This is a genomic window from Pseudomonas sp. TH21 (genome assembly GCF_016651025.1).
Classification (GTDB): Bacteria; Pseudomonadota; Gammaproteobacteria; order Pseudomonadales; family Pseudomonadaceae; genus Aquipseudomonas; species Aquipseudomonas aylmerensis.
Window position 1 is genome coordinate 3601097 of sequence record NZ_JAEKEQ010000001.1, and the last position, 25553, is coordinate 3626649.

General features: G+C 63.2%; 26 protein-coding genes and 1 pseudogene. 14 read left to right on the forward strand and 13 right to left on the reverse strand.

The window, feature by feature from the left end:
- Positions 1-13: 13 nt before the first annotated feature.
- Both JFU04_RS15800 and JFU04_RS15805 read right to left on the reverse strand, forming a co-directional pair.
- Positions 14-1417 carry an MFS transporter gene (locus tag JFU04_RS15800; protein ID WP_120448779.1) on the reverse strand — a complete coding sequence of 468 codons (1404 nt, stop codon included), beginning with the start codon at positions 1415-1417 and terminating at the stop codon, positions 14-16.
- A gap of 144 nt (positions 1418-1561) precedes the next feature.
- Entirely contained in the window at positions 1562-2086 is a 525-nt protein-coding gene (locus JFU04_RS15805; protein ID WP_201144849.1) for a GNAT family N-acetyltransferase, read from the reverse strand.
- A 539-nt stretch (positions 2087-2625) separates the two neighbouring features.
- On the opposite strand from JFU04_RS15805, the gene proP reads away from it, so the two are divergent.
- Both proP and JFU04_RS15815 read left to right on the forward strand, forming a co-directional pair.
- On the forward strand, positions 2626-4128 hold the full coding sequence (gene proP, locus JFU04_RS15810; RefSeq protein WP_065908025.1) for a glycine betaine/L-proline transporter ProP: 1503 nt from the start codon (positions 2626-2628) through the stop codon (positions 4126-4128).
- Positions 4129-4179: 51 nt separating this feature from the next.
- Positions 4180-4686 carry a GAF domain-containing protein gene (locus tag JFU04_RS15815; RefSeq protein ID WP_065908023.1) on the forward strand — a complete coding sequence of 169 codons (507 nt, stop codon included), beginning with the start codon at positions 4180-4182 and terminating at the stop codon, positions 4684-4686.
- Here JFU04_RS15815 and JFU04_RS15820 read toward each other — a convergent pair.
- Together JFU04_RS15820 and JFU04_RS15825 are read right to left on the reverse strand one after the other, a co-directional pair.
- Positions 4661-5050: pseudogene (locus JFU04_RS15820) on the reverse strand (helix-turn-helix domain-containing protein); the annotation flags it as partial. The gene JFU04_RS15815 and the pseudogene JFU04_RS15820 sit on opposite strands and share 26 nt — an antisense overlap.
- Positions 5051-5053: 3 nt before the next feature.
- Positions 5054-5875, reverse strand: coding sequence for an AraC family transcriptional regulator (locus JFU04_RS15825; RefSeq protein ID WP_065908017.1), 822 nt, complete (start codon positions 5873-5875; stop codon positions 5054-5056).
- Between the two features lie 97 nt (positions 5876-5972).
- On the opposite strand from JFU04_RS15825, the gene JFU04_RS15830 reads away from it, so the two are divergent.
- Both JFU04_RS15830 and JFU04_RS15835 read left to right on the forward strand, forming a co-directional pair.
- The gene (locus tag JFU04_RS15830; protein ID WP_065908015.1) at positions 5973-7184 is read left to right on the forward strand and encodes an MFS transporter; all 1212 of its coding nucleotides are present in this window, start codon (positions 5973-5975) and stop codon (positions 7182-7184) included.
- A gap of 109 nt (positions 7185-7293) precedes the next feature.
- A complete protein-coding gene (locus tag JFU04_RS15835; RefSeq protein ID WP_201144852.1) occupies positions 7294-8457 on the forward strand; it encodes a GGDEF domain-containing protein in 1164 nt (387 codons plus the stop codon).
- 51 nt (positions 8458-8508) lie between these two features.
- Here JFU04_RS15835 and iolG read toward each other — a convergent pair whose 3' ends face one another.
- Both iolG and JFU04_RS15845 read right to left on the reverse strand, forming a co-directional pair.
- Positions 8509-9513: an inositol 2-dehydrogenase gene (gene iolG / locus JFU04_RS15840; protein WP_120448782.1), complete on the reverse strand. Its 1005-nt coding sequence runs from the start codon at positions 9511-9513 to the stop codon at positions 8509-8511.
- Positions 9514-9546: 33 nt separating this feature from the next.
- On the reverse strand, positions 9547-10572 hold the full coding sequence (locus JFU04_RS15845) for a LacI family DNA-binding transcriptional regulator (protein WP_106803663.1): 1026 nt from the start codon (positions 10570-10572) through the stop codon (positions 9547-9549).
- 124 nt (positions 10573-10696) lie between these two features.
- Here JFU04_RS15845 and JFU04_RS15850 point away from each other — a divergent pair, with 124 nt between their 5' ends.
- Genes JFU04_RS15850 through JFU04_RS15860 form a run of 3 tightly spaced genes read left to right on the forward strand, consistent with a single transcriptional unit; the run spans position 10697 to position 13634 of the window.
- Positions 10697-11542: an SDR family oxidoreductase gene (locus tag JFU04_RS15850; protein WP_120448784.1), complete on the forward strand. Its 846-nt coding sequence runs from the start codon at positions 10697-10699 to the stop codon at positions 11540-11542.
- On the forward strand, positions 11542-12675 hold the full coding sequence (locus tag JFU04_RS15855; RefSeq protein ID WP_201144854.1) for a phytanoyl-CoA dioxygenase family protein: 1134 nt from the start codon (positions 11542-11544) through the stop codon (positions 12673-12675). The genes JFU04_RS15850 and JFU04_RS15855 overlap by 1 nt, the downstream gene beginning before the upstream one ends.
- A gap of 35 nt (positions 12676-12710) precedes the next feature.
- Positions 12711-13634, forward strand: coding sequence for a sugar ABC transporter substrate-binding protein (locus JFU04_RS15860; RefSeq protein ID WP_120448786.1), 924 nt, complete (start codon positions 12711-12713; stop codon positions 13632-13634).
- A 159-nt stretch (positions 13635-13793) separates the two neighbouring features.
- Here JFU04_RS15860 and JFU04_RS15865 read toward each other — a convergent pair whose 3' ends face one another.
- Positions 13794-14114 (reverse strand): DUF2834 domain-containing protein, encoded by a 321-nt coding sequence (locus tag JFU04_RS15865; protein ID WP_065908001.1) that lies wholly within the window; start codon positions 14112-14114, stop codon positions 13794-13796.
- An 84-nt stretch (positions 14115-14198) separates the two neighbouring features.
- Here JFU04_RS15865 and JFU04_RS15870 point away from each other — a divergent pair, with 84 nt between their 5' ends.
- Together JFU04_RS15870 and JFU04_RS15875 are read left to right on the forward strand one after the other, a co-directional pair.
- Positions 14199-14987, forward strand: coding sequence for a helix-turn-helix domain-containing protein (locus tag JFU04_RS15870; RefSeq protein ID WP_201144856.1), 789 nt, complete (start codon positions 14199-14201; stop codon positions 14985-14987).
- 54 nt (positions 14988-15041) lie between these two features.
- Entirely contained in the window at positions 15042-16751 is a 1710-nt protein-coding gene (locus JFU04_RS15875; RefSeq protein WP_201146414.1) for an amidase, read from the forward strand.
- A gap of 110 nt (positions 16752-16861) precedes the next feature.
- Here JFU04_RS15875 and JFU04_RS15880 read toward each other — a convergent pair whose 3' ends face one another.
- From JFU04_RS15880 to JFU04_RS15890, 3 genes are read right to left on the reverse strand one after another with little or no spacing between them, the layout of a single operon-like run.
- Positions 16862-17596: a CPBP family intramembrane glutamic endopeptidase gene (locus tag JFU04_RS15880; RefSeq protein ID WP_201146415.1), complete on the reverse strand. Its 735-nt coding sequence runs from the start codon at positions 17594-17596 to the stop codon at positions 16862-16864.
- Positions 17597-17600: 4 nt separating this feature from the next.
- Positions 17601-18071 carry a RidA family protein gene (locus JFU04_RS15885; RefSeq protein WP_065907995.1) on the reverse strand — a complete coding sequence of 157 codons (471 nt, stop codon included), beginning with the start codon at positions 18069-18071 and terminating at the stop codon, positions 17601-17603.
- Positions 18068-18286, reverse strand: a complete 219-nt coding sequence (locus JFU04_RS15890; RefSeq protein ID WP_065907993.1) for a DUF6434 domain-containing protein — start codon at positions 18284-18286, stop codon at positions 18068-18070. Before JFU04_RS15890 ends, JFU04_RS15885 begins: the two co-directional genes overlap by 4 nt.
- Positions 18287-18536: 250 nt before the next feature.
- Here JFU04_RS15890 and JFU04_RS15895 point away from each other — a divergent pair, with 250 nt between their 5' ends.
- Entirely contained in the window at positions 18537-18968 is a 432-nt protein-coding gene (locus JFU04_RS15895; RefSeq protein ID WP_065907991.1) for a nuclear transport factor 2 family protein, read from the forward strand.
- 80 nt (positions 18969-19048) lie between these two features.
- On the forward strand, positions 19049-19690 hold the full coding sequence (locus JFU04_RS15900; RefSeq protein ID WP_120448792.1) for a LysE family translocator: 642 nt from the start codon (positions 19049-19051) through the stop codon (positions 19688-19690).
- Here JFU04_RS15900 and JFU04_RS15905 read toward each other — a convergent pair.
- Positions 19687-21015 carry an aminotransferase-like domain-containing protein gene (locus JFU04_RS15905; RefSeq protein WP_201146416.1) on the reverse strand — a complete coding sequence of 443 codons (1329 nt, stop codon included), beginning with the start codon at positions 21013-21015 and terminating at the stop codon, positions 19687-19689. The genes JFU04_RS15900 and JFU04_RS15905 overlap by 4 nt on opposite strands.
- A gap of 90 nt (positions 21016-21105) precedes the next feature.
- Between JFU04_RS15905 and JFU04_RS15910 the strand changes: the two genes are divergently transcribed.
- Entirely contained in the window at positions 21106-21996 is an 891-nt protein-coding gene (locus JFU04_RS15910) for a DMT family transporter (protein ID WP_065907988.1), read from the forward strand.
- On the opposite strand, the gene JFU04_RS15915 is transcribed toward JFU04_RS15910, so the two are convergent.
- Complete coding sequence (locus JFU04_RS15915) at positions 21993-22547, reverse strand: YceI family protein (protein ID WP_106803656.1); 555 nt, start codon at positions 22545-22547, stop codon at positions 21993-21995. The genes JFU04_RS15910 and JFU04_RS15915 overlap by 4 nt on opposite strands.
- Before the next feature lie 121 nt (positions 22548-22668).
- Between JFU04_RS15915 and JFU04_RS15920 the strand changes: the two genes are divergently transcribed.
- The gene (locus JFU04_RS15920; RefSeq protein WP_120448794.1) at positions 22669-23163 is read left to right on the forward strand and encodes a PaaI family thioesterase; all 495 of its coding nucleotides are present in this window, start codon (positions 22669-22671) and stop codon (positions 23161-23163) included.
- A 44-nt stretch (positions 23164-23207) separates the two neighbouring features.
- Entirely contained in the window at positions 23208-24095 is an 888-nt protein-coding gene (gene yghX / locus JFU04_RS15925) for a YghX family hydrolase (protein ID WP_201144858.1), read from the forward strand.
- 72 nt (positions 24096-24167) lie between these two features.
- Here the strand turns inward: yghX and JFU04_RS15930 are convergent, their stop codons facing one another.
- Positions 24168-25352, reverse strand: coding sequence for a DUF2252 domain-containing protein (locus JFU04_RS15930; protein ID WP_201144860.1), 1185 nt, complete (start codon positions 25350-25352; stop codon positions 24168-24170).
- Positions 25353-25553 lie beyond the last annotated feature (201 nt).

Sequence of the window (25553 nt, forward strand, 5' to 3'; positions counted from 1 at the left end):
GGGAGGCCAGGCGTTACAAATCAGTGATTTCCTTGTGGCGCGGCACCAGCGCTTTCATCACGCTCCACGCTACCAGGTAGGCCAGTGCACAGATCGCGAACATGATCATGTAGCCGGTATGGATATCGTTGATCGACTTGTAGTAATCAAATACCCAGCCGCCGATCTTGGTCATCACCACCCCGCCGATACCGCCGGCCATACCGCCGATGCCGACCACCGAGGCCACGGTTTTCTGCGGGAACATGTCGGACACGGTGGTGAAGATATTGCACGACCACGCCTGATGCGCCGACGCCCCCACCCCGATCAGCAACACCGGCACCCAGAAGCTGATATAGCCCAGCGGCTGCGCCAGCAATACCACCAGCGGGAACAGTGCGATCACCAGCATGGCTTTCATGCGACCGTCGTACGGTGCGTCGCCGCGCGCCATGAAGTAGCTGGGGAACCAGCCGCCGCCGATGCTGCCGACCATGGTCATGCTGTACAGCACCGCCAGGGGCATGACGATGTCGGCGCCTTTCATGCCGTATTGCGCGGACAGGTAGGTGGGCAGCCAGAACAGGAAGAACCACCACACGCCGTCAGTCATGAACTTGCCGAAGGCGAAGGCCCAGGTCTGGCGGTAGGTGAGCAATTTGAACCACGAGACTTTTTTCTCCGGCGTGCCGGCCGGCGCCGCCGTGAACGGCTGGACGGTCTGGTCGCTGCGGATATACGCCAGCTCTTCGGCGGACAGGCGTTTTTGCTGGTCGGGTTTTTCGTACAGCGCCGACCACACCGCCACCCACACGAAGCCCAACATGCCGATCACCATGAAGGCGGCTTCCCAGCCCCACAGGCCGGCAATCAATGGCACGCAGATGGGGGCCAGGATCGCGCCTACGTTGGCGCCGGAGTTGAAGATACCGGTGGCCAGCGAGCGTTCTTTCTTCGGGAAGTACTCGGCAGTGGCTTTGATCGCGATCGGGAAGTTACCCGCCTCGCCAATCGCCAGTACCGCGCGGGAGAGCATGAAGCCGGCAATCGACACCGGAATCACCGCCAGCCCGATCGCCCCGCTGACCGCCGCGATGCCCTCGCCCATCGGCACCGCGAACGCGTGCATGATTGCGCCGGTGGACCAGATGCCAATCGCCACGACATACGCGGCCTTGGTGCCGATCTTGTCGACGAAGCGCCCGGCGAACAGCATCGAAATCGCGTAGACGAACTGGAACACAGCGGCAATGTTGGCGTAGTCGGTGTTGCTCCAGCCAAATTGCGTCGACAACTGCGGCGCCAGCAGGCTGAGCACCTGGCGGTCGAGGTAGTTGACGGTGGTCGCGAAAAACAACATCGCACAGATGGTCCAGCGATAGTTGCCTACCGCCTGGCCAACGCGGTGGGCGTTGATGGGCTCATTCAAGTTCATGGCATCACTTTTTATTTTTGTTAGTCAGGACATATGTAACGTCATATGTCGTCGTACAACTGTGACTTTTATAGCGGGCTGCCTGACGGCTGTCAATCTGAAAGATTGCGGTTTTTGTGGGGTATCACACCGGTGTCAAAACTGTCAGGCGCGAGAAGTTGTAGGATGACGCACGCACATGACCACGCTCGGGGCTTGGCCAGGTACATCATCGAGTTCTCCGAATGGCTGCATGCCGACTTTCTCCAGCACGCGAATCGAAGCGGCATGGTCCGGCCGCACCAAACCGAACACGGCGGGTAGCCCCAGGGTGTCAAACGCCAGCCGCAACGCATCACGCGCAACTTCAGTGGCATAACCCTGCCCCCAGGCCTCCACGGCAAAGCGATAACCCAGGTTGATGCGCGGTTGCGTGAGGTAGTTCAGCGGCGCAATACCGCCGAACCCGATGATGTGCGCCGGCGCTTCGCGCCGAGCAATCGCCCACCAGCCATAGCCATGCGCCGCCCATTGCTGCAGCCAGTGATCGAGCAGGCGCTGGGCCGCTGCCAGGTCTTGCATCGGGCCGGCCGGATTGAAGAGGTTGGTTTGCGGGTCACCGAAGATCGCGAACAATCGCGCCACATCCGTGGGCTGGGGCTGGCGGTAGGTAAGGCGTGGGGCGGTCATCGGCTAGCTCTCGTTTCTGTTTGTAGATAGTAGTGTGGCTGTTTGCGGCGCACCGACCTGTGGTGAGCTGACTTATGCTGAGCAGGCTTATGGTGAACAAGCTTAGAGTGAGCAGGCTCTTTTGTGGCGAGCGGGCTTGCCCCGCGTTGGGCTGCGCAGCAGCCCCCATAAGTACCCCCTTTAAACATCAGGTATACCGTGGCGCCTGGTTTTGGGGCTGCTGCGCAGCCCAACGCGGGGCAAGCCCGCTCGCCACAAAAAATCCAGTTCACTACAAAAAAATCCAGCTCACTATAAAGAAAGCTAGTTCACTACAAAGAAAGCCAGCTCACTACAAAAGAAGCCAGCTCGCTACGAAGAAAGCCAGCTCACCCCAAACCAATCCCCCCATAAAACCCAATCGGTTTAAAACCAGTTTCCCTGCCAAGCAAAAAAACACAAATAGTGGTGAATTATTTCGTGTCCCCTTGTATCTGAAGTGACAGAGCGGTGCCATCGCAACGATGGCACCACCCCTGTTCTGCTTTAGAGTGGCCCGCATGAAATTACGTAAGAAAAGCGTCAAACCCATCGGATTGAAAGACATCACCATCGTCGACGACACCAAGATGCGCAAGGCGATCACCGCCGCCGCCCTGGGTAACGCCATGGAATGGTTCGACTTCGGTGTCTACGGGTTCGTCGCCTATGTGTTGGGTAAAGTGTTCTTCCCGGACGCCTCGCCCAGCGTCCAAATGATCGCCGCCCTCGCCACCTTCTCCGTGCCTTTCCTGATTCGTCCGCTGGGCGGCCTGTTCTTCGGCGCGTTGGGGGATAAATACGGGCGACAGAAAGTCCTCGCCGCGACCATCGTGATCATGTCGCTGAGTACCTTCGCCATCGGCTTGATTCCAGGCTATGCCTCCATCGGCATCTGGGCACCGATCCTGTTGCTGCTGTGCAAGATGGCCCAGGGTTTCTCGGTGGGCGGCGAGTACACCGGCGCGTCGATTTTCGTTGCCGAATATGCGCCAGACCGCAAGCGGGGCTTCCTCGGCAGCTGGCTGGATTTCGGCTCGATTGCCGGCTTCGTGCTGGGTGCGGGTGTAGTGGTGCTGATTTCCAGCGTGCTCGGCGAAGCGGACTTCGAAGCCTGGGGCTGGCGCCTGCCGTTCTTCCTGGCCCTGCCCCTGGGCATCATCGGCCTGTACCTGCGCCATGCGCTGGAAGAGACCCCGGCGTTCCAACAACATGTCGACAAGCTTGAACAAGGCGACCGCGAAGGCCTGACCCACGGCCCGAAAGTGTCGTTCAAGGAGATCGCCACCAAGCATTGGCGCAGCCTGCTGACCTGCATCGGTATCGTCGCGGCCACCAACGTGACGTACTACATGCTGCTCACGTACATGCCCAGCTACCTCTCGCACAACCTGCACTACGCCGAAAACAGCGGCGTGCTGATCATCATCGCGATCATGGTCGGCATGCTGTTCGTGCAGCCGTTCATTGGCTTTGTCAGTGACAAGATCGGCCGCAAGCCTTTCATCATCGCCGGCAGCATCGGCCTGCTGTTCCTGGCCATCCCGGCGTTCATGCTGATCACCAGCGGCAAGACCGGGCTGATCTTCGCTGGCCTGCTGATCCTCGCGGTCGTGCTGAACTTCTTTATCGGCGTGATGGCTTCGACGCTGCCCGCGATGTTCCCCACCCACCTGCGCTACAGCGCCCTGGCCAGTGCGTTCAACGTGTCGGTATTGATCGCCGGCGTGACGCCAACCGCCGTGGCCTGGCTGGTGGAAAGCACCAATGACCTGTTCATGCCCGCCTATTACCTGATGGTGTTTGCCGTGATCGGCCTGATCACTGGCCTGACCATGAAGGAAACCGCCAACAAGCCTTTGCGCGGCGCAGCCCCGGCCGCCTCGGACATGGAAGAAGCCAAGGAACTCCTGCAGGAGCACCACGACAATATCGAGCAGAAAATCGAAGACATCGATGCCGAGATTGCCGCCCTGGAAGCCAAGCGCCAGAACCTGGTGCAGCAGCATCCACGGATTAATTAAGCCCTTACCCGGCGTGGCGGCCCCGGCCGCCGCGCCATTGGAGTGTCAAGCATGGTTTCAAGCGTCACCGCTGCACAATCGCTACTCAGCGCCGATGAACGCGCTGCCATCGCCGAAATAGAAGCCACCACCAGCATCCTGCAATTGGTCACCCGCCTGACCGGCATGCGCTTTGCCGGCATCGCCAAATTCACCGACCTGGAATGGATCGTCTGCTCCGTGCATGACACGGTCGACATGGGCATCCACGTCGACGACGTCCTCGACCTCGAAACCACCCTGTGCAGCGAGTTCTGCATCGACCCCCAGGCCCTGTTCATTCCGCAGATCAGCGACAACGGCCGCTTTGCATCGCGCCCGGTGGTCAAGCAATACGCGATCGAGAGCTACGCCGGTGCGCCGATCTTCCTGCCCGATGGCCGCCTGTTTGGCGCGCTGTGCGCACTGGATTCGCGGTCGATGCTGTTTGATGACCCCAACCTGCCGGAAACCCTCAGCCTGTTTGCACGCCTGATCGGCTGCATTTTCTACGCTAATCTGACCCCCGCAGATCAGTGACCGCCGCCTTGCCACGCAACGCGGCCATGTCGCGTTTGGGTGGTACTCCAAACAGTCGGCTGTATTCGCGACTGAACTGCGACGGGCTCTCATAGCCAACCTTGAACGCAGCACTGGACACGTCCTGATGCTCGTTCAACATCAGGCGCCGCGCCTCGTTCAAGCGCAGCCATTTCTGATACTGCAATGGACTCATCGCCGTCAGCTGGCGAAAGTGATGGTGAAAGGTCGCGGCACTCATCTGCACGCGCGCGGCCAATTCATCTACGCGCAAAGGGCCGTGGTAATTGAGTTTCAGCCAGTCGATTGCCCGGGCAATCCGGTAACCCTGGCCGTCCACCGAACAGGTCTGTCGAAGCGCGCCGCGCTACCTGAAAAAATGACTCGGCGTCTTGCCAAACTGTTTCTTGAACATGCTGGTAAAGGCGCTCGGGCTGTCGTAACCCAGCTCCAGGGCCACGTCGATGATCTTCTCTCCCACTGCAATACGCTCCAGCGCCAGCAGCAGCCGTGCCTGCTGGCGCCACTGGCCGAAAGTCATGCCGGTTTCCTTGCGGAACAGGCGCTGGATGGTTTTCTGGTCCAGGGCCAGGCGCTCGCTCCAGTCGGCCACGGTGGAGGCATCACCCGGATCCTCCTGCCACGCCTCGCAGATCTGATTGATGCGCGCGTCTGCGGGCTGCGGCAACGACAGCGGCAACGCTGGCAGCAGCGCCAGCTCGTCGAGGATCAGGTGCATGATCCGCGCATCCCGCGAATCCTCGGCGTACGGCGGCTTGAGGCTGACCGAGGCCTTGATCAGTTCGCTCAGCAGCGGCGAAATGCTGACTGCCTTGGTCTCGGTCGGCAGGTTGGGAAAACTGTCGGGGCGCACAAACACGCTGCGCATTTTCAGCGCACCCACGCAACGCAGGGAATGCACCTGCCCGCTGGGCATCCAGAAACCGCGATTGGGCGGCACCGTCCACTGGTTATGCGCCGAATGCACCACCATCACGCCTTCGGTGGCGTACAACAGCTGGTGCTTTTCGTGTCGGTGGTCGGGGATCACCCAGTTTTCCGGGTAGTCGGTGGCCGAGCTGATCACGGCCCAGTCGCCCGCATCGATCTCCTGCAGAAAAACATCGAGTGATTTAATCATTTCGCCCTTTTTGCGATGGTTGCTTCCCGAATTACGCGAGACAGGCATTTTCGGCGACTCTAGCATAACCATCGAAACAATTTGAAATGGACAGCCTGCTCAAGTACGGGCTGTCCCTGATCGCTGCCTTGTATGGAATGCCTGCATGTCGACCTTGACCGCATCACCTGCTGCCACCTCGAGTCCGCCTCAAGTAAGCCCGTTAGTCATGCGTATCCTCGGCGCCTGCGCCCTGGCGCATCTGATCAACGACCTGATCCAGGCCGTACTGCCCTCGATCTACCCGATGCTCAAGGCCAATTACGGGCTGAGCTTCACCCAGGTCGGCCTGATCACCCTGACATTCCAGCTGACCGCCTCGCTGCTGCAACCGTGGATCGGCTACCACACCGACCGTCATCCCAAGCCGTGGCTGCTGCCGGCCGGCATGGTGTGCACGCTGATCGGCATCCTGATGCTGGCGTTTGTCGGCAGCTTCCCGGCGATTCTGCTGGCGGCAGGCCTGGTGGGCGTCGGCTCGTCGACCTTCCACCCGGAAACTTCGCGCGTCGCGCGCCTGGCTTCCGGTGGGCGCTACGGCCTGGCGCAATCAACCTTCCAGGTCGGCGGCAATACCGGCAGTGCCCTCGGCCCGTTGCTCGCGGCGGCGATCATCATTCCCTACGGCCAGGGCCATATCGCCTGGTTCGGCCTGTTTGCGGTGTTCGCGATCCTGGTGCTCTATGGCTTGAGCCGCTGGTACCGCAACCACCTCAACCTGTTCAAGCTCAAGCAAGGCAGCAAAGCCACCCACGGCCTGTCGAAACGCCGGGTGACGTTTGCCCTGGTGGTGCTGGCGGTGCTGGTGTTCTCCAAGTACTTCTACATGTCCAGCCTGACCAGCTACTTCACCTTCTACCTGATCGAGAAATTCAACCTGTCGGTGGCCAATTCGCAGCTGTACCTGTTCCTGTTCCTCGGTGCAGTGGCAGCCGGCACGTTTTTTGGCGGCCCGATTGGCGACAAAATCGGCCGCAAGAAGGTCATCTGGTTCTCGATCCTCGGCGCCGCGCCCTTCACCCTTGCCCTGCCCTACGTCGATCTGTTCTGGACCGCCGTGCTCAGCGTGGTGATCGGCTTTATCCTGGCCTCGGCCTTTTCGGCCATCGTGGTGTTCGCCCAGGAACTGGTGCCAGGCAACGTCGGCATGATCGCCGGGGTGTTCTTCGGCCTGATGTTCGGCTTCAGCGGGATCGGCGCGGCCTTGCTCGGCCTGCTCGCCGATAACCATGGCATCGAGTATGTCTACAAGCTGTGCTCGTTCCTGCCGCTGGTGGGCATCCTCACCATCCTGTTGCCGTCAACCAAAGGCGTCTAGACCGCCGGTCATCGGATGGCTGTGTGCCATCACCCTAAGTGTTCTGAAAAACCTGCGTGTGCGCTTACAATCCCGGTTTAAACGCACACCCAGGCAGACCCGGCACGAAATGACGCTCGACCCTCCCACGATCTTGGCACTCACCGTTGCCCTGGCAGCCGCTGCCGCCCTGTACCTGGCCGTTGAATGGCGCAGCGTACGCGAACCTTCGCTGCTGTTCTGGAGCGCCGGTTTCGCCACCATTACCCTCGGTTCAACCCTGGCCCTGCTGCGCAGCAGCGGTTTCCTGATGATCGGCATCTGGTTCGCCAATGGCCTGCTGGTGGCTGCGCACCTGTTGTTTTTACTCGGCGTGGCGCGGTTCACCCAAGTGCGCCTCTCGCGCCTGTGGTGGCTGCTGCTGGTGGTCTGGCTCGGGATGCTGATGCTGCCGGCTGACCTGCCCTGGTCCAAGGCCATGCTCGGCGTGCAATCGCTGCTGGTGGCGCTGCCGACGCTGCGCGCGAGCTTCCTGCTGCGTCCGCACGGTAAATCGCTGAGCATCGGCGCGGTGCAACTGCGGTACGTGCTGCTGATTCATGGCGTGTTCTATCTGACCAAGGCGCTGTCGGTGCTGATCCCCGGCACGTTGATCGACCTGGCCGCGTTCAAGGGCGAAATCATCCAGGTGTCGCTGGTGGAAGGCGCCATGGCGATCATGCTGATCGCGCTGTCGATGACCGGCTCGGAACGCTACCGGCGCGAACAACAGATCGCCCGCCTCGCCGCCCGCGACCCGCTGACCGCGCTGTACAACCGCCGCGCCCTCGACTTGCGCGCGCCACGCCTGCTGGCCCAGGTATCACCGGCGCAACCGGGTGCGCTACTGCTGATCGACATCGATAACTTCAAAGGGGTCAACGACCTTTACGGCCACACGGCCGGCGACCGCCTGCTGATCGCCCTGAGCGAGATGATCCGCAGCGTGGTGCCCCGTGGCGCATTGGCCGCACGCCTGGGCGGTGACGAATTTGTGATCCTGCTCACCCCGGCGTCGAGCGAGCAGATCATCGAACTGGGCAGCAGCCTGCGCGACCAGTTTTATCAACTGGCCGCGCAGACCGTGCCTACCCCGCAGCCGGTGACCCTGAGCATCGGCGCCAACCTGTTCGACCAACCGCCGGCGAGCCTCACCGCATTGATCGAGCAAGGCGACACCACGTTGTATGAATCCAAACGTGGCGGGCGCGATAGCATCCGGTTGGTGGACCGCCGGGCGATGCAGGCGCCCTAGTGACGCCGCAATCGACCCGGTGTTGACGCGTCAGCGCCGGTAAGCCAACGCCTACAGGTCGTAGTTAACGGCCACGCTGCGCCCGGTCTGCACCGAAGCCAATGCGCAATCGGCCAGGTGCAAGGCGTACAGGCCGTCGCGCATGCTGGTGGGCAGTGCGTGGCCGTGGTTCAGCGCCTCGATGAACTGCGTCAGCTCATTGCGATAAGCATCGGCGTAGCGCTCCAGGAAGAAGTGCTGCAGCGGTTCCAGCGCCTCGGTGTGTTCGGCGCTCCAGTGGCGCACGGTGCTGGGACGATGGTTATCGGTGAGCAACACGCCGTTGGCACCGGAAACTTCGACCCGCTGGTCGTACCCGTACACCGCCTGGCGGCAGCAGTTGATATGGCATTGCTTGCCCGAGGCGGTGCGCAGCAGGACCATCACACTGTCGTAGTCGTCGATCGCTTCCAGACTCGGGTCCACCAGGCGGCTGGCGATGGCGCTGACTTCCACCGGCTCTTCGCCGAGCAAGTGGCGGGCGGTGTCGAAGTCGTGGATGGTCATGTCGCGCAGGATGCCGCCGGAGTGTTCGAGGTAATCGCGGGGCGCGAGGCCGGGGTCGCGGCTGGTGATGATGACCTGGCGCACTGCGCCGATCTGCCCGGCGTCGAGGGCCTGGCGCAGGCGCAGCATGTCGGGGTCGAAGCGCCGGTTGAAGCCGAGCATCACCTTGCCGCCCTGGCGCTCCACCGCTTGGGCGGCGCTGCGGGCCTTGGCGATATCAAGATCGATGGGCTTCTCGCAGAGCACCGCCTTGCCTTCGGCGACCGCCGCCAGCAGCAGATCGACATGGGTGTCGGTGGGCGTGCCGATCACCACGGCGTCGATGTCCTTGCGCGTCAGCGCGGCGGCGCAATCGTAGGCCGCCTCGCAGCCCAGTTGCGCGCTGAGCGCATCGACGCCTTCGCGCCAGGGATCAGCCACCAGCACCAGCGTGGCATTGGGATGGGCGGCGACGTTGGCGGCGTGGATCTTGGCGATGCGCCCGGCACCCAGAACGGCGATACGTAGCATGGTCGAACTCCTGATGTTGTTATTGAGGGAGATTCAGTCCGGCAGGTTGAACGGCGTGACGATCTGCACCTGTGACGGCGCGATCGGGCCGGCCTTCCATAACCGGTGGTAGTGCAGGATGTGCAGGAACACATGGCGGGCATCGATCTGCAGGTTGTGATCGATGATCGCGGCGATTTTTTCGTCGAGCAGCAACTGGCGGTTTTCCTGGTCGAGGTCGTGGCCGATAAACACCTCCAGCGGGCGATCAAGCGCGGCGAAGGCATCGACAATCGCGCGGTTGCCGCCGCCGACGCTGTACACCGCCTTGAGGTCGGGATGCTGTTGCAGCGCCTGGGTGACCCGCTCGAACGTGCGCGCATACACGCCGTAGCCCCCGCTGATATCGAGCACGCGCAAGTGCGGGGCACGCCCGCGCAGCCAGGCACGAAAGCCCATCTCGCGTTCTTCTTCGCCGCGAAACAGCTCGCTGCCGATCACCACCGCGACGTCCTGGGGCTGCGTCGGCAACCAGCGCGACATCAGGTAGGCGGCAGTCTGGCCGGCGGTGCGGTTGTCCATGCCGACGTAGCCGATACGCTCGCTTTGCGGCAGGTCCGTGACCAGGGTCACCACCGGAATCCCCGCCGCGATCAGTTGCTTGACCGCCTGGTTCACAGCCGGCTCATCGGCCGCCTTGAGCACCACGCCCTGGCTGCCGGTGTCGAGGCAACGCAGCAGTTGGTCGTGCATGGCCTGCGGCTCGATTTCTTCGAACAGGTGAAAACGCGGGGCAATCCGAAACGGCGCCAGGCTCGCCAGCTGCGCGGTGATTGCTGCCTGCACCGCCGCGCTGAAGCGTTGCGGGGTGTGCATGATCACGTCGACATGAAACGTGCGCCCCACCGCCAGGCCGTTTTTCTCCTGGGCCTCCAATTCCTCCAGCGCCTGCTCGATCCGCCGCCGGGTCTGCGCGTGCACGCTGCCGCGCTGGTGCAGCACGCGGTCGACCGTGGCTTTGCTCACCCCGGCCTGGGTGGCGAGTTGCTTGATGGAGAAATGTTTTGCGCGTTCGAGCATGGGTTTCGCCTGAGGTGTTTTTGAGGTCTTTTTTGGGCGTTACTGAGGTTTTGCAATGCTAGTCTCAGTTTTGCCCGGCGTCGAGCCGGACGATCCACAACAACAAGAATCCAGGAGAAACTGCATGCCCTCTACCGATCTCGCCACCTCGTTTTCAGGCCAATACTTTGTCGTCACCGGCAGCACCCAGGGCCTCGGCGCGGCGGTCGCCCACACCTTGGCGCGCCGTGGCGCCGCCGGGCTGATCATCTGCGGGCGCCGCCGCGCCCAGGGCGAAGAGCAGGTGCGACTGCTGGCTCAACTCGATTGCCCGGCGTTCTTTGTCGAGGCCGACCTTGAGAAAGTCGAGGATTGTCGCGCGATCATCGAGGCGGCACGCACCCACTTCGGCACCTTGCACGGGCTGGTGAACTGCGCGGGCATGTCGGATCGCGGCACCATTCTCGACACCTCGCCGCAGCTGTTTGATCGGTTGATGGCGGTGAACGTGCGCGCACCGTTCTTCCTGATGCAGGACGCATTGAAACTGATGATCAGCAACGGCGTGGAAGGCGCCGTGGTGAATATCCAAAGCGTGACCGGGCATGGCGGGCAGTCGTTCCTCAGTGCTTACGCGGCGTCCAAGGGCGCGCTGGCGATTCTGACCAAGAACGTCGCGTTCAGCGCGCTGCGCAACCGCATCCGCGTCAATGGCCTGAATATCGGCTGGATGGACACGCCCCACGAGGATGAAATCCAGCGCCACTACCACGGTGCCGAGGATGGCTGGCTGGCCAAGGCCGAAAGCGCGCAGCCGTTCGGGCGCCTGCTCAAGCCCGAGGAGGTCGCGCAAAGCGTGGCGTTTTTGCTGTCACGCGAGTCGGGGATGATGACCGGCTCGATCATCGACCTGGAACAAGGCGTGGTCGGTTGCACCGACGGCGGCAGCCCGCAACCGCACCAGGCGCTGAGCCTGCCAGGAGGTGCGTGATGTCCGCATTCGTGACCGAAGAGGCCGTGCGCCTGGCTGACTTCAGCCGCGTCTGTGCGCAGAAGGCGCATGCCGAGGACTATCCGCTGGCCGCTGAAGTGGTCAGCAACGTGCCGATCTACCAGGCGCAGACCTTGCGCAACAGCGACCGCCTTGCGGTCATGAACGAACTGCATCGCCTGTTTCGCGACGGGCCGGGAGTGATGGTGGTGCGCCGCGCCTATGAAGACCTGGAGGTGGTGGATCGGCACAGCCAGGTGTTCGACGCGATCTTCGCGCATGAGGCCGCGCAAGGTGTGGCCGCCGACCACTTTGCCAAGGCCGGCAGCAACGGGCGCATCTGGAACGCGTTGCAAAAGGCCGCGTTGCAGTCGCCGGAATCGTTTGTCGAGTACTACGCCAACCCGTTGCTGGGGCTGATCGCCGAGGCGTGGCTGGGTCCGAGTTACCAGGTCACGGCGCAGGTAAACGTGGTGCACCCCGGCGGCCAGGCGCAACAGCCGCACCGCGATTATCACTTGGGTTTCCAGACCGTAGAGGTGGTGGAGCGCTTCCCCCTGCCCTTGCACCTGCTGTCGCAGTACCTGACGTTGCAGGGCGCGGTGGCTCACTCGGACATGCCACTGGAAACCGGCCCGACCCAGCTGCTGCCGTTTTCCCAGCAATACGCCCTGGGCTACCTGGCCTGGCGCCGCGCAGAGTTTATCGACTACTTCCAGCAACATGCGGTGCAACTGCCGCTGAACAAGGGCGACCTGCTGTTCTTCAATCCGGCGCTGTTCCATGCCGCCGGCACCAACCGCACCGCCGACTGCCAGCGCATGGCCAATCTGCTGCAAATCTCTTCGGCATTCGGCAAGCCCATGGAAGCCCTCGACCGTGACCGCATGATGCTGGCGGTGTACCCGGCATTGCTGGCCAATACCGGCCTGGACGCGCAGGCGGTTGCTGCGGTGGTGGCCTGCACCGCCGACGGCTATGCCTTCCCGACCAACCTCGACACCGACCCACCCTTGCACGGCCTGGCCCCGCAAACCGGACAGGAACTGATGCTGCAAGCCCTCGACGAACGCTGGACGCCTGCAGACTTCGCGGCGGCCGTCGCGCAGCTGCGGGCCAAGCGACAGGCGTGATGCTTTAACAACAACAAAAACAACGGAGCAATATCATGAAGAAACACCTCCTTGCGGCATTCTTCACCCTCGCCATCAGCCCCTGGGCACTCGCCGATATCCGTATCGGCGTGAGCATCGCCCAGGTCGACGACGTATTCCTCGCGCAGATGCGTGACTACATGGCCGCCCACGCCAAGGAGCTGCCGGGCGTGACCTTGCAATTCGAAGACGCCCAGGGCGATGTGGTCCGCCAGCTCAACCAGGTGCAAAACTTCAGCGCCCAGGGCATGGACGCGATTATCGTCAACGCCGTCGACACCGCCGCCACGCAGAAAATGACCCTGAATGCGCAGCAGGCCAAGATCCCGCTGGTGTACGTCAACCGCCGTCCCGAGTTCAAGGAGGTGCCACCGGGGGTGGGCTATGTCGGCTCGGATGAGATCAAGGCGGGCGAGATCCAGATGCGCTACCTGGCCGAGAAAATGGGCGGCAAGGGCAACCTCGCGATCATGCTCGGGCTGCTGTCCAACAACGCCACGCACAACCGCACGCAGGGCGTGAAAAACGTGCTCAAGGACTACCCCGGCATCAAGATTGTCGAGGAGCAAAGCGCGGAGTGGCAGCGCAGCAAGGCGATTGACCTGATGAACAACTGGATCGTGTCCGGACGCAAGATCGACGCAGTGGCGGCGAATGCCGATGAGATGGCGATTGGCGCGGCCATGGCCATCAGCCAGGCGGGCATGCAACCGGGCAAGGACATCCTGGTCGCCGGCAGCGATGGCGGCGCGGCCGGGCTGGATGCCGTGAAGAAAGGCCAGTTGCTGGTGACGGCGTATCAGGACAACAAGGGGCAGGCCGTGGGCGCAATTGACCTGGCAGTGAAGATGGTCAAGCAAGAGCCCTACGTGGCTGAGCTGACCATCCCTTATCAGCAGATCACCAAGGACAACTACCAGGCCTTCCTCAACCCTTGACTCTCCTCAACCTCCGTGGCGAGCGGGCTTGCCCCGCGTTGGGCCGCGCAGCAGCCCCAAAACCTGACACCTCTGTCTATCTGAAGAAACGAGGTGGCGATGACTGGGGCTGCTGCGCAGCCCAACGCGGGGCAAGCCCGCTCGCCACAAGGAATTGCGTCAGACCGGGGGCTGTGCGCGTCGCGAACACTGGTTGACGACGATATACAGCAGCGGCCCCACCGACACGAACACCGCCGTCAGCAAAAAATACGGCAACACCGACGCCAGCGACCGCCCTCGCCCGCGGGCATCGCGGTACATCCACACGCAGGCGAGTACTGCCATCAGGTACAGGTCAATCACCACCTGCGCGGTGTCCGGGCGCGAGATCAATTCCAATCCAAACGCCATGAGCGACTGCTCGGCCATGAGCATCGTAGCCAGGGTATACAGCGAAAACCCGAGCAAGGCGGCCAGGGCGATAGAGGGTCTGAGCATGGTTTCTTCCTTGTAGTGATCGAGCCGTCACCCTAGTGATAAGGTGGGCGCCATCGCAATGACCTCGGAGGTCATGAACACGCCATGGATACGCCTGTTACCGCCGGCGCCTACCTGCGCCAACTGCGTCGGCACGCCAAGCTGAGCCAGCTCGACCTGGCGCTGATCACCGGTGTTTCCCAGCGCCACCTCAGTTGCCTCGAAACCGGCCGCGCCAAGCCGAGCCCCGCCACCCTGCATAACTTGCTGACCGCACTGGAAGTGCCGCTGGACGAATGCAACCGCGTATTCCTCGCCGCCGGCTTCGCGCCGCGCTACACCGCCACGCCACTCGCCGCACCCGGCATGGCGGCGATTCGCGAGGCGGTCAGCCATGTGCTGCACGCCAACAACCCGGCCCCGGCGATCCTGCTGGGCAGCGAATGGCAGGTGCTGGCCGCCAACGCCAGCACCGCGGTGCTGTTCGAGCTGGTGGGCATCCCGCCGCAGGCCAGCGACGGCTTGAACCTGCTGGCCACCTTGCTGGAACCGTGCGGCCTCGGCGATCACCTGATCAATGCCGACGAAATCCGCACCCTGGCCTGGCAGCGCGCCAGCCGGGAGGCGCTGGGCAATCCGACACTGGCGGCGTTGCTGGCCTCTCTGCCGGCGCCGGCCAGCACCGAGCGGTCCGAGGCGCTGCCGCCGTTGGTGCTCACCCGCGTGCGCTCGACCCGTGGCGAACTGAACTTCCTGTCGACCTTCACCACCTTCGGCATGCCTCAGGACATCACCCTTGCCTCGCTGCGCATCGAACATCTGATTCCCGCTGACGACGCCACCTGGCAGGTGATGCGCGGCGCCCATGCGGATTATGCGGCGCTGGTTTTGTGAAATATCTGTACGTAGACTGCCGCCATACCCCCACTTGAAGGCGGCGAAAAAAATCTGATGCAAGTTACCGAAGTCTCCATTGCCCAATTGCGCGCGGCGCTTGAAACCGGCCAGACCACGGCCGTTGAACTGGTCCAGGCGTACCTGGCGCGGATCGATGCCTATGACGGTGCGCAGACCGCTACCGCACTCAATGCCGTGGTGGTGCGCAACCCTCAGGCCCTGAAAGAGGCCGAGGCGTCCGATGCGCGCCGGGCCAAGGGCGAAACCTTGGGGCCATTGGACGGTATTCCCTACACCGCCAAGGACAGTTACCTGGTCAAGGGGCTGACGGCTGCGTCGGGCAGCCCGGCCTTTGCCAAGCTGGTCGCCCAGCGTGACGCCTTCACCATCGAGCGCCTGCGCGCCGGTGGCGCCATCTGCCTGGGCAAGACCAATATGCCGCCGATGGCCAATGGCGGCATGCAACGCGGTGTGTATGGCCGCGCAGAAAGCCCGTACAACGCCGACTACCTGACCGCGCCATTCGCCTCCGGCTCGTCCAACGGTGCCGGCACCGCGACCGCCGCGAGCTTCGCGGCTTTCGGCCTGGCGGAAGAGACCTGGTCGAGCGGGCGTGGCCCGGCGTCCAACAATGGCCTGTGCGCCTACACGCCGTCGCGGGGGGTGATTTCGGTGCGCGGCAACTGGCCGCTGACGCCCACCATGGACGTGGTCGTGCCCTACGCCCGCACCATGGCCGACCTGCTGGAAGTGCTTGACGTGGTGGTGGCCGACGATCCGGACACGCGCGGCGACCTGTGGCGCCTGCAGCCCTGGGTGCCGATTCCGAGCGCCACTTCGGTACGCCCGGCGTCTTACGCGCAACTGGCGGTGACGGCCGAATCCCTCGTGGGTAAACGCTTCGGCGTGCCGCGCATGTACATCAACGCCGACCCGGACGCCGGCACCAGCGAAAAACCCGGCATCGGCGGGCCGACCGGGCAAAAGATCAACACCCGCGCCAGCGTGATCGACCTGTGGCAGTCCGCGCGCCAGGCCCTCGAAGCTGCTGGCGCGGAAGTCATCGAGGTGGATTTCCCGCTAGTGTCCAACTGCGAAGGCGACCGCCCCGGCGCGCCGACCGTGTTTACCCGTGGGCTGGTGTCCAAGGAATTCCTGCACGATGAACTGTGGGAGCTTTCCGCGTGGGCCTTCGATGATTTCCTGCGCGCCAACAACGACCCGGCGCTGAACCGCCTGGCGGATGTCGACGGCCCGCAGATCTTCCCGCACGACCCCGGCACCCTGCCCAACCGTGAAGATGACCTGGCCGCCGGCATGGACGAATACGTGCGCATGGCCGAGCGTGGCATCACCCCCTGGAACGAAATCAGCACCGTCCCCGATGGCCTGCGCGGTCTTGAGCAAACCCGCCGGATCGACCTGGAAGACTGGATGGACACACTGGGGCTCGACGCGGTGCTGTTCCCCACCGTGGCCGATGTCGGCCCGGCGGATGCCGACGTCAACGAAGCCAGCGCCGACATCGCCTGGAGCAACGGCGTGTGGGTGGCCAACGGCAACCTTGCGATTCGCCACCTCGGCGTGCCCACCGTCACCGTGCCGATGGGCGTGATGGCGGATATCGGCATGCCGGTCGGGCTGACGTTCGCCGGGCGCGCGTACGATGACTCGGCGTTGCTGCGCTTTGCGGCGGCCTATGAAGCGACGGGCAGCAAACGCCAGATTCCACCGCGCACCCCGCCATTGCCCAGCGCGTAAGCCGGTGGGAACGGAAAACGCTGGCTCGCCTGCGATTCCGTCCTGTGCCCACTGACTCGCCAGCAATATCGGTCCTGTAGGAGCCGGCAAGCCAGCTCCTACAGGCGGTGTTACACCATCGGCACGGCAATCAGCAGGATCGCCGTGCCGTGGGTCAACGTCGCGGCCAGCACGCCGTAACGCATGCGCACCAGCGCACAGGCCAGCCCCTCGATCAGGGTAAACAGCAACACCGGCCAGCCCAACTGGGTGACGCTCAAGCCCAGAAAGGCATGGCAGGCGGCAAACGCCACGCCGCTGAGCAAGGCCGCGCGCAACGGCGTGACCTGTTGTTCCAGGTAGCCCTGCAAGAACCCGCGAAACAACACTTCCTCAAGCGCATTGGCGCCATACGCCAGCACCAGCATGCCCGGCAGCCACGCCCAATAGCCGGGGATCGCCTGCACCTCAATCCCTTGATAGAGCCGCAACGGCACCCCGATCAGGCCGCCGACACCCAGCCCGACCACAAGCCCGATTGCACGCGGCCCCTTGACCCACACCACCCACCGCCATAGCTCGGGGGCGACATAGGCCAGCCCCCCGACCAGCACCAGCGACAACCCACCCAAGGCGGCCAGCACCAACGCATTGTCGGTGAAGGCGATGCTTACCGCATCGCTCAATGCCCACAGGCCCAAGGGCGTCATGGCATCGCGCATCAGCACAAATGCCGCCAGCAGGATCAGGATGCGCATCGCCGCAAGCGACCTGGGCGTCAGCGCGAACCACAGGCCAAACAGCAACAGCCCCGGCGCCAGGTAGGCACCGTAATTGACCAGAACCGCGATGCCCTGGGTGATCATCGGTTCAGTCGTGGGCAACGGCGATCATGTCGATCTCCACCGCTGCCGACTTCGGCAACTGCATCACACCGACCGACGTGCGCGTATGCACCCCGGCGCTGCCCAGAATCTCGTGCAGCAAGTCGGAGGCGCCATTGGCGACTTCACTCTGCTGATCAAAGTCCTCGGCGCTGCGCACATACACGGTAATGCGAGGGATGGCCTTGACCCGGTCCAGCGAACCCAAGGCTTGCTTGAGCAGCCCCAGGCAACGCAAGGCGCTGATGCCGGCGGCGATTTGCGCCTGGGCCAGGGTGATGCTGTCGCCAACCTTGCCCGGCAGCACGATGGTGTCGCCTACACGTGGAATCTGGCCACTGATGTACAAGTGGTTGCCGTCACGGACCAGCGGCGTGTAGTTGCCGCCCACCTTGAATTCGTCCAACTGATAGCCGAGGCGTTGCTGGGCTGCCTGGTATTTCTCATCGGGGGTCATGCGCGTGCTTCCTCGTGGCGACGTCGCCATTCATCCACGACATCGCCCAGGGTCTTGGGCACGTCGTTGCGAATCCAGGCCATAAAAGGCCGGTCGAACTTGAACCCCGGACCACAGTGTTCAAGCATGAAACGGCGAACGTTCTGGGTGTTTTTATAGTGGCGGGTGACGGGTGTGGCACGCGTGATGGGATCGCTGTGCCAATCAAAATCCATGTTGTCGTCTCCGGGCAATCAGGGTGTCCGGGCGTAGCATAGCGATGTGCTACCTGCACAGGAAGAGTCGGTAAGGATTAGCCTTGTGTTGAGACGTCGTATAAGTCGCCCAGGTTTTTTAAAGCGTCTTCAAGGCTAATCTTTTCAAGATATTTCAAAATTTCACTTTCCTTCAGCGCAGGAAATATTGCATGGTTGTACGACGACTTAACCGGTCGTGCCAGCCCCCAACAACAATAAGGAAACACCCATGCAAAACGTCAAAGTGCTGATCGGTTTTCTGTGCCTGTTCAGCGGTTATGTCGCCGCCGCGCCGGCTGCCGCCGAAAAGGATGTGGCCCAAGCGGTCGACCAACTGACCCAGGCCATGCTGCACCTGGACCTCAAGCAACTGCACGCGCTGACCGCCGATAAACTCACCTACGGCCACTCCAGCGGCAAGGTGCAGAACAAGGACCAATTCATCGCCGACCTGGAAACCCACACCAGCGCGTTCAAGACCCTGGAAATGCAAAACCAGACCATCACCCTCAACGGCGACACCGCGCTGGTGCGCAACCACTTCCACGCGCTGGCGGTGAACAGCGGCGTCGAAGTACCGACCGATATCGACAACTTCCAGGTCTGGCAGAAACAAAAAGGCAAGTGGCTGCTGATCGGGCGCCAGGCTTACAAATATTGATCGCCCGTGACTGAGGAACACTCTGCGCGAAGGTGAGGATCGGGTTAGCATCAGCACTCCGAAACTCACCGAGCCTGAATATGGACACTCACTCGATCCTGGCCTTTACCCTCGTTGCCGCTATCGCCATTGCCAGCCCAGGCCCGGCCATCCTGATGGCCCTGAACAACAGCCTGGCCTATGGCGCGCGCTCCACGTTGTGGTCAACCGCAGGCAATGCCAGTGGGTTGTTCTGCATGTCGGCGGCAGCGATGCTGGGATTGGGTGCGTTGATCATCAGCTCCGAGTGGGTCTTCAATGCCGTGAAGGTGCTCGGCGCCGGCTACCTGTTCTACCTGGGCGCCAGCAACCTGCTGAAAAAATCCGGCACACTCGCGCCCGGCTCGCAGGGCCCCGCCCGCGTCAATCCACCAAGTCGCTGGAAGCTTTACAAGCTGGCGTTCCTGACCGCAGTGACCAACCCCAAGGCGGTGCTGTTTTTCACCGCACTGTTTCCACAGTTCCTCAACCAGCACGCCCCGCTGGTGCCGCAGTTCCTGGTGTTGACCCTGATTTTCATCCTGCTCTCGGCGTTGTCGTTGAGCCTGTATGCCCTGCTGGCTTCGCAGGCCAAGGGCTGGCTGGCGCGCCCGGTGTTTTCCAGGTGGGTCAACCGCGTGGTGGGGGCGACGTTTATCGGCTTCGGCGCCGCGCTGCTGAGCCTGCGACGCCAGACGCTCTAGTACGGCCCGACAACCCGGCGCACGGTCAGCAAGGCTTCGCGCAGTGCAGGCATGTCCACCGACCCCAAGGCCAGGCGCAACGCATGTGGCACATGGGCGGAGACGGCAAACGGCTCGGCCGTCGACACGCTGACGCCCTCGCGCTGCAGGGTCATGGCGACCTGGTCGGCGCGAACCTCTTCCGCCAGGGGCAACCATAGAAAGTACGACGTGGGATGGCTGATGATCGCCAGCCCTTTTAGCACCTGCGCGGCCAGGGCTTGCCGGGCGCGGGCATCCTGGCGTTTCTGCGCTTCGAGTTGCGCCACCGTGCCGTCCTCGATCCACGCCACGGCGATGGCACTCATCACGCCGGGCACGTTCCAGGTGGTGGCCATGATGGTGCGCTCCAGCACCTTGACCCACGCCGGCGGTGCGGCAATAAAACCCACGCGCAAGCCGGTGGCGATGCTCTTGGACAGCCCACCGACATACACCGTGCGCTCGGGTGCCAATGTCGCCAGCGGTGGTGGCGGGTTTTCGACCAGAAACGCGTAGGCCGCATCCTCGATGAGCATCAGATTGTGCTGACGGGCAATGCTCACCAACTGCTCGCGCTGCGACATTTCCATCACCCAGCCCAGCGGGTTATGCAGGGTCGGCATGCAGTACACGGCCCGCACCGGGCGCTGGCGACACAACGTTTGCAGCGCCTGCAGGTCGGGCCCGGCGGGGGTGACCGGCACGGCGAGTATTTCCAGGTGCAGGGTCTCGGCCAGCACCTTGAAGCCCGAATACGTCAGCGCGTCGACGGCGATCACATCCCCCGGCTTGAGCAATCCCATCAGGGTCACCGCCAAGCCGTGCTGGGCGCCACTGACCACCAGCACCTGCTCGGCCTCGACCGTCAGCCCACGGTTGAGCAGGTGCCGCGCGACGGCAGCGCGTTCGTGCAGGCGGCCGGCGTGCGGCTGGTAACGCAGCAGCGCCTCAAGGTCGCCGGACAGCGCCAGCTGCCGCAAGGCGGTGCGCAGCAAATCGGCCTGGCCCGGCAATGAGGGGTAGTTGAAATTGAGATCGAGCAGGCCGGCCGCGACGTTCATCTGCCCACTGCCCTGCCCCGGCGGCAACGCGATTTCGCGCACGAAGGTGCCACGCCCGGTCTCGCCGCTGACCAGCCCCATCGCTTCCAACTCGGTGTACACGCGACTGGCCGTGACCAGCGCCAGGCCATGGTCGGCGGCGAGTTGCCGGTGAGTCGGCAGGCGCGTGCCGGGGGCCAGCCTGCCGCTGCGGATGTCGTCGGCAAAGGTATCGACCAGGAATTTATAACGCGCGCGCGGCATAGGTGATGTATCCATGACAATTTTTTGATTGTCCTAATACTCGCCTCTAGGATGGCGCGAACGCAACCGCAGTTTTCTTGGATACCCCTCATGGAACGCACAACCCCCTTCAGCAACCTGGACACCCGTACCCAAGGCTGGATCAACGGCTTTATCGGCGTGGTGATTTTCAGCGGCTCGCTGCCGGCCACGCGCCTGGCGGTGATGGAATTCGACCCGGTGTTCCTGACCCTGCTGCGCGCCACCATTGCCGCCGTGCTGGGCCTGCTGTTGCTCCGGCTGTTCAAGGAGAAACGCCCTGCGCGCCACCAATGGGCGCCCCTGGCGGTCGTCTCGCTGGGCGTGGTGATCGGCTTCCCTTTGCTCACGGCCCTGGCACTGCAATACGTGACCTCGGCGCACTCCATCGTGTTTATCGGCCTGCTGCCTTTGGCCACGGCGGTGTTCGGCGTGCTGCGCGGTGGCGAGCGACCCCGCCCGGTGTTCTGGCTGTTTTCGGTCCTCGGCAGTGTGCTGGTGATGGGCTATGCCGTGGCCCAGGGCTTGAGCGCCGCCCCGGCGGGTGACCTGCTGATGCTGCTGGCCGTGCTGGTGTGCGGCCTGGGGTATGCCGAGGGCGCCACCTTGTCGCGCAGCCTCGGCGGTTGGCAGGTGATCTGCTGGGCGCTGGTGGTGGCGCTGCCGGTGGTGGCGCCGCTGAGCCTGCTGCTGGCGCCGTCGACCTTGAGCGGGATCAGCCTGCCGGCCTGGTTGAGCCTGGGTTATGTGGCGCTGTTCAGCATGTTGATCGGCTTCGTGTTCTGGTACCGCGGGCTGGCCCAGGGTGGCATCGCCGCCGTCGGCCAGTTGCAACTGCTGCAGCCGTTCTTCGGCCTGGCGCTGGCGGCGGGACTGCTGCATGAACAGGTGAGCCTGGGCATGGTGCTGGTGACGCTGGCGGTGATCGGTTGCGTCGCAGGCGCCAAGCGCTTCGCCCGCTAGCGCTGTGGCGCGACCATCTTGAACTTGATGTCGATGCCGTCGGAGACCACGCTGTTGCCGGCCCACTCACCCTCGCCGATCTTGAAATCGCTGCGCTTGAGGATGAATTTGCCGTCGAACACGCCAATGCCGCCTTGCTCCTTGAGCACCACGTCGACCTCCACCTGGCGCGTGGTGCCCTTGATTGTCAGGTTGCCACTGATCTTGAAGCGGTTACCTCCCAGGGGCGTGACGGCGGTGGATTCATACACACCCACCGGGTAAGTCGCAGTGTCGAACCAGGATGCGCGTTGCAGCTCGTCGTTGGCGTCGGGGCTGCCGGCGTCGATGCTCGCCAACTGGATCTTCAGCAACGCATGCCCGGCCTCGGGCTTTTGCGTGTCAAAGCTCAGCGTGCCCTCGAAATCACCGAAGGTGCCATACACGCTCTGCCCCAATTGCTGGTAGGTAAAGCTGATCTGGCTGGCGGTGCGGTTGACGTCCGTGTACTCCACCGCCTGGGCGCTGGCGCAAACACCGAGGAGGACAGCCAGGTAAATGAAAGGCTTCATGCAACGCTCCGCAAGAGGACAGGACACAGTACTGAGCTAACACCTCATGCCACGGATTTATTCCCATCCGGCGCGCGCCCTGCTAAATAGAGTAGTCGCCCCAGAATAATAAGGACGTTGCATGCACTCCCCTTCGCTACAGGACATCACCGCGCCGCAAGGCATCTGTTACGGCTGCGGCAGCAGCAACCCACACGGCTTGCACATCAAGAGCCGCTGGGATGCCGACGGCGTCCACGTGGTCGCCGAGCACCTGCCCGACGCCCAATACAGCGGCTGGCCCGACCTGGTCTACGGCGGCCTGATCGCGATGCTGGTGGACTGCCATTCCAACTGGACCGCCATGGCCTATCACTACCGCACCGAACACCGCGAGCCCGGCAGCCTGCCGCGCATCGACTGCGTGACCGGCAACCTGGGGATCAAATTCATCAAGCCCACGCCGATGGGCGTGACGCTGACCTTGCGCGCCCGCGTCGAGGGCGAGGTGGGACGTAAGACCCGCGTGGTCTGCGAGGTCTACGCCGGCGACGTGCTCACGGCCATCGGCGACTCGCTGTTCGTGCGGGTCGACACCGGTCAATTGGCCGCCGCCGCCCATGGCCGCGCAGACTGAGGCTGGTCTACAGTGTCTGTCACCGCTAATCGAGGATTGCACCGATGACTCGTCTCACCGCGAAAGACTTTGCCCCCGAACTGCTGGAACTCTACGACGGCTACGCCCACGGCAAGATCAACCGCCGTGAATTCCTCGACCGCGCCGCGCTGTTCACCTTCGGCGGCCTCACCGCCTCCGCCCTGCTCGCCGCCCTGAGCCCCAACTATGCGTTGGCCGAGCAAGTGAAGTTCACCGACCCGGACATCGTCGCCGACTACATCACCTACCCCTCGCCCAAGGGCAATGGCAACGTGCGCGGCTACCTGGTGCGCCCGGCAAAAGCCGCCGGCAAGTTGCCAGCGGTGGTGGTCGTGCACGAAAACCGTGGCCTCAATCCCTATATCGAAGACGTCGCGCGGCGCTTGGCCAAGGCCGGGTTTATCGCGCTCGCGCCGGATGGCCTGACCTCGGTCGGCGGCTACCCCGGCAACGATGAAAAAGGCGTGGAATTGCAGCAGAAAGTCGACCCGACCAAGCTGATGAACGACTTCTTCGCCGCCATCGAATGGCTGATGCACCACGACAGCAGCACCGGCAAAGTCGGCATCACCGGCTTCTGCTACGGCGGCGGCGTGACCAATGCGGCCGCAGTCGCCTACCCGGAACTGGGCGCGGCGGTGTCGTTCTATGGGCGCCAGCCGGAGGCCAAGGACGTGCCGCGCATCAAGGCACCGATCATGCTGCACTACGGCGAGTTGGACACGCGGATCAACGCGGGTTGGCCGGCCTATGAGCAGGCGTTGAAGGCGGCCGGCACTACGTACGAAGCCTATATCTACAAGGGCGCCAACCACGGTTTCCACAATGATTCGACGCCGCGTTATGACGAGGCGGCGGCGAACCTGGCGTGGGAACGCACACTGGGCTGGTTCAACAAATACCTGGCCTGACCACGCCATGGCCGGCGATCACGGTGTGTCAGGCAGACCGCGATCGCCGAGCAAGCCGGCGCCTGCAAGAGATCAATGTTCCAGTGCGTAGCGCCGGCAATGGTTGAGATAGCCCTGCTCATGGCTCCCCACCAGTTGCACCACACTGGTCCATAACCAGGACGGTGCATCCAGCTGCTTGGAGCGATTCTCCTGCAACACTGCCATCCAGTCCTTGCGCGCGTCACGGTCCATCTGCCGGGCATGCGCGATGCCGACGACCCGCGCCAGGTAGCCGGCGGCATGCATCGCATCGGTCTCGCTCAACTCATCCAGCTCCAGCTTCATGTCCTGGGGCAGCAGTTCCCGGATAAAAAACCCATGGTCGAGAAACCGCGTCGCCACCATGCGTTCGCCCAGGCTCGGTGACAGCTGGCGCGCGCCCTCCACCACCCGACGCCCGTTATCCCGCGGCATCTTGGCACGTGCCGCACGCGGTGCTGCGGCGCCGACGGCTTCCTTGATATCGATCAGGCAATATTCCTGGTCGTCCTTGTCCCCCACCCCCAGCAACGCCGCGTAACGCAGCAGGCCCAGCGAACTGCAGCCCTTGACCCAATAGGCCGAGTCCAGCAACTCAACCTTGGCATCCTTGGGCCGCCCTTTGAGCGAGGTGACCAACTGGTGGATTTCATCGGAGGCGCAGACGCTTTCCAGCGCGGTTTTTTCGGCGCGCGACAACGACCAGAAATGCTTGCCGAGTGGAATCGTCGGCCGCGCATTTTCAATGCGCTCACGCGCAAGATTCTTCCAGGTGCGCGCCACTGCGCTGCGCATCCCGGCCTTGACCTGGGACGGACGCGGCGGCGCCTCGTCGGGCTTGTCCTTGAACGCCTGTTCGTAGCCGATCATCATTTCTTCGAGCATGCGCGCGGTGGTCACTCCGGGCAGGTCCGAGCCCCGTGCGGCGGTGGCCAGGGACAGGGCCAGGCGCACCAGGTCATGGGCCGGGTTGCCGATCACCGCCTGGTCCAGGTCGCGGATATGCATGTCGATGCGGCCCTTGGTATCGCCGGTCGGGCCCAGATTGCCGGCGTGGCAATCGCCGCAGATCCAGATGGCCGGCCCCTGCGGCAGGCGCCTGCCCATCTGGCTGTGCAGCCACTCGTAGAACTGCACGGTGCTGCCGCGCACATAGGCGTGGGCTGAGCGCGCCATCTTCAGGTTGCGCAATTGGGTGAGGTGCGGCATGCGGGCGGAGGGACGCGGTATTTTCATGGAAGAACTCAGTGCAGGTGTAGCGGTAGAGCCTCGTCCCCGGGAGAATGTTTCATTATGTTTCAAAAATAAATGGCATAACGCCGCCACCATTCATAAGCCACACCAAACAATCCCACCCCAATCGGTCTTTCTAATCGCCGTCCCCTGCGCGCTAGCATCGGTCTCACTCGATGCAGCGAGTCATAACCCTAACTGCAC

Coding starts and splice junctions, on each gene's coding strand:
- JFU04_RS15800 (WP_120448779.1), bottom strand. CDS start 1,417: ATGAACTTGAATGAGCCCATCAACGCCCACCGCGTTGGCCAGGCGGTA.
- JFU04_RS15805 (WP_201144849.1), bottom strand. CDS start 2,086: ATGACCGCCCCACGCCTTACCTACCGCCAGCCCCAGCCCACGGATGTG.
- proP (WP_065908025.1), top strand. CDS start 2,626: ATGAAATTACGTAAGAAAAGCGTCAAACCCATCGGATTGAAAGACATC.
- JFU04_RS15815 (WP_065908023.1), top strand. CDS start 4,180: ATGGTTTCAAGCGTCACCGCTGCACAATCGCTACTCAGCGCCGATGAA.
- JFU04_RS15825 (WP_065908017.1), bottom strand. CDS start 5,875: ATGCCTGTCTCGCGTAATTCGGGAAGCAACCATCGCAAAAAGGGCGAA.
- JFU04_RS15830 (WP_065908015.1), top strand. CDS start 5,973: ATGTCGACCTTGACCGCATCACCTGCTGCCACCTCGAGTCCGCCTCAA.
- JFU04_RS15835 (WP_201144852.1), top strand. CDS start 7,294: ATGACGCTCGACCCTCCCACGATCTTGGCACTCACCGTTGCCCTGGCA.
- iolG (WP_120448782.1), bottom strand. CDS start 9,513: ATGCTACGTATCGCCGTTCTGGGTGCCGGGCGCATCGCCAAGATCCAC.
- JFU04_RS15845 (WP_106803663.1), bottom strand. CDS start 10,572: ATGCTCGAACGCGCAAAACATTTCTCCATCAAGCAACTCGCCACCCAG.
- JFU04_RS15850 (WP_120448784.1), top strand. CDS start 10,697: ATGCCCTCTACCGATCTCGCCACCTCGTTTTCAGGCCAATACTTTGTC.
- JFU04_RS15855 (WP_201144854.1), top strand. CDS start 11,542: ATGTCCGCATTCGTGACCGAAGAGGCCGTGCGCCTGGCTGACTTCAGC.
- JFU04_RS15860 (WP_120448786.1), top strand. CDS start 12,711: ATGAAGAAACACCTCCTTGCGGCATTCTTCACCCTCGCCATCAGCCCC.
- JFU04_RS15865 (WP_065908001.1), bottom strand. CDS start 14,114: ATGCTCAGACCCTCTATCGCCCTGGCCGCCTTGCTCGGGTTTTCGCTG.
- JFU04_RS15870 (WP_201144856.1), top strand. CDS start 14,199: ATGGATACGCCTGTTACCGCCGGCGCCTACCTGCGCCAACTGCGTCGG.
- JFU04_RS15880 (WP_201146415.1), bottom strand. CDS start 17,596: ATGATCACCCAGGGCATCGCGGTTCTGGTCAATTACGGTGCCTACCTG.
- JFU04_RS15885 (WP_065907995.1), bottom strand. CDS start 18,071: ATGACCCCCGATGAGAAATACCAGGCAGCCCAGCAACGCCTCGGCTAT.
- JFU04_RS15890 (WP_065907993.1), bottom strand. CDS start 18,286: ATGGATTTTGATTGGCACAGCGATCCCATCACGCGTGCCACACCCGTC.
- JFU04_RS15895 (WP_065907991.1), top strand. CDS start 18,537: ATGCAAAACGTCAAAGTGCTGATCGGTTTTCTGTGCCTGTTCAGCGGT.
- JFU04_RS15900 (WP_120448792.1), top strand. CDS start 19,049: ATGGACACTCACTCGATCCTGGCCTTTACCCTCGTTGCCGCTATCGCC.
- JFU04_RS15905 (WP_201146416.1), bottom strand. CDS start 21,015: ATGCCGCGCGCGCGTTATAAATTCCTGGTCGATACCTTTGCCGACGAC.
- JFU04_RS15910 (WP_065907988.1), top strand. CDS start 21,106: ATGGAACGCACAACCCCCTTCAGCAACCTGGACACCCGTACCCAAGGC.
- JFU04_RS15915 (WP_106803656.1), bottom strand. CDS start 22,547: ATGAAGCCTTTCATTTACCTGGCTGTCCTCCTCGGTGTTTGCGCCAGC.
- JFU04_RS15920 (WP_120448794.1), top strand. CDS start 22,669: ATGCACTCCCCTTCGCTACAGGACATCACCGCGCCGCAAGGCATCTGT.
- yghX (WP_201144858.1), top strand. CDS start 23,208: ATGACTCGTCTCACCGCGAAAGACTTTGCCCCCGAACTGCTGGAACTC.
- JFU04_RS15930 (WP_201144860.1), bottom strand. CDS start 25,352: ATGAAAATACCGCGTCCCTCCGCCCGCATGCCGCACCTCACCCAATTG.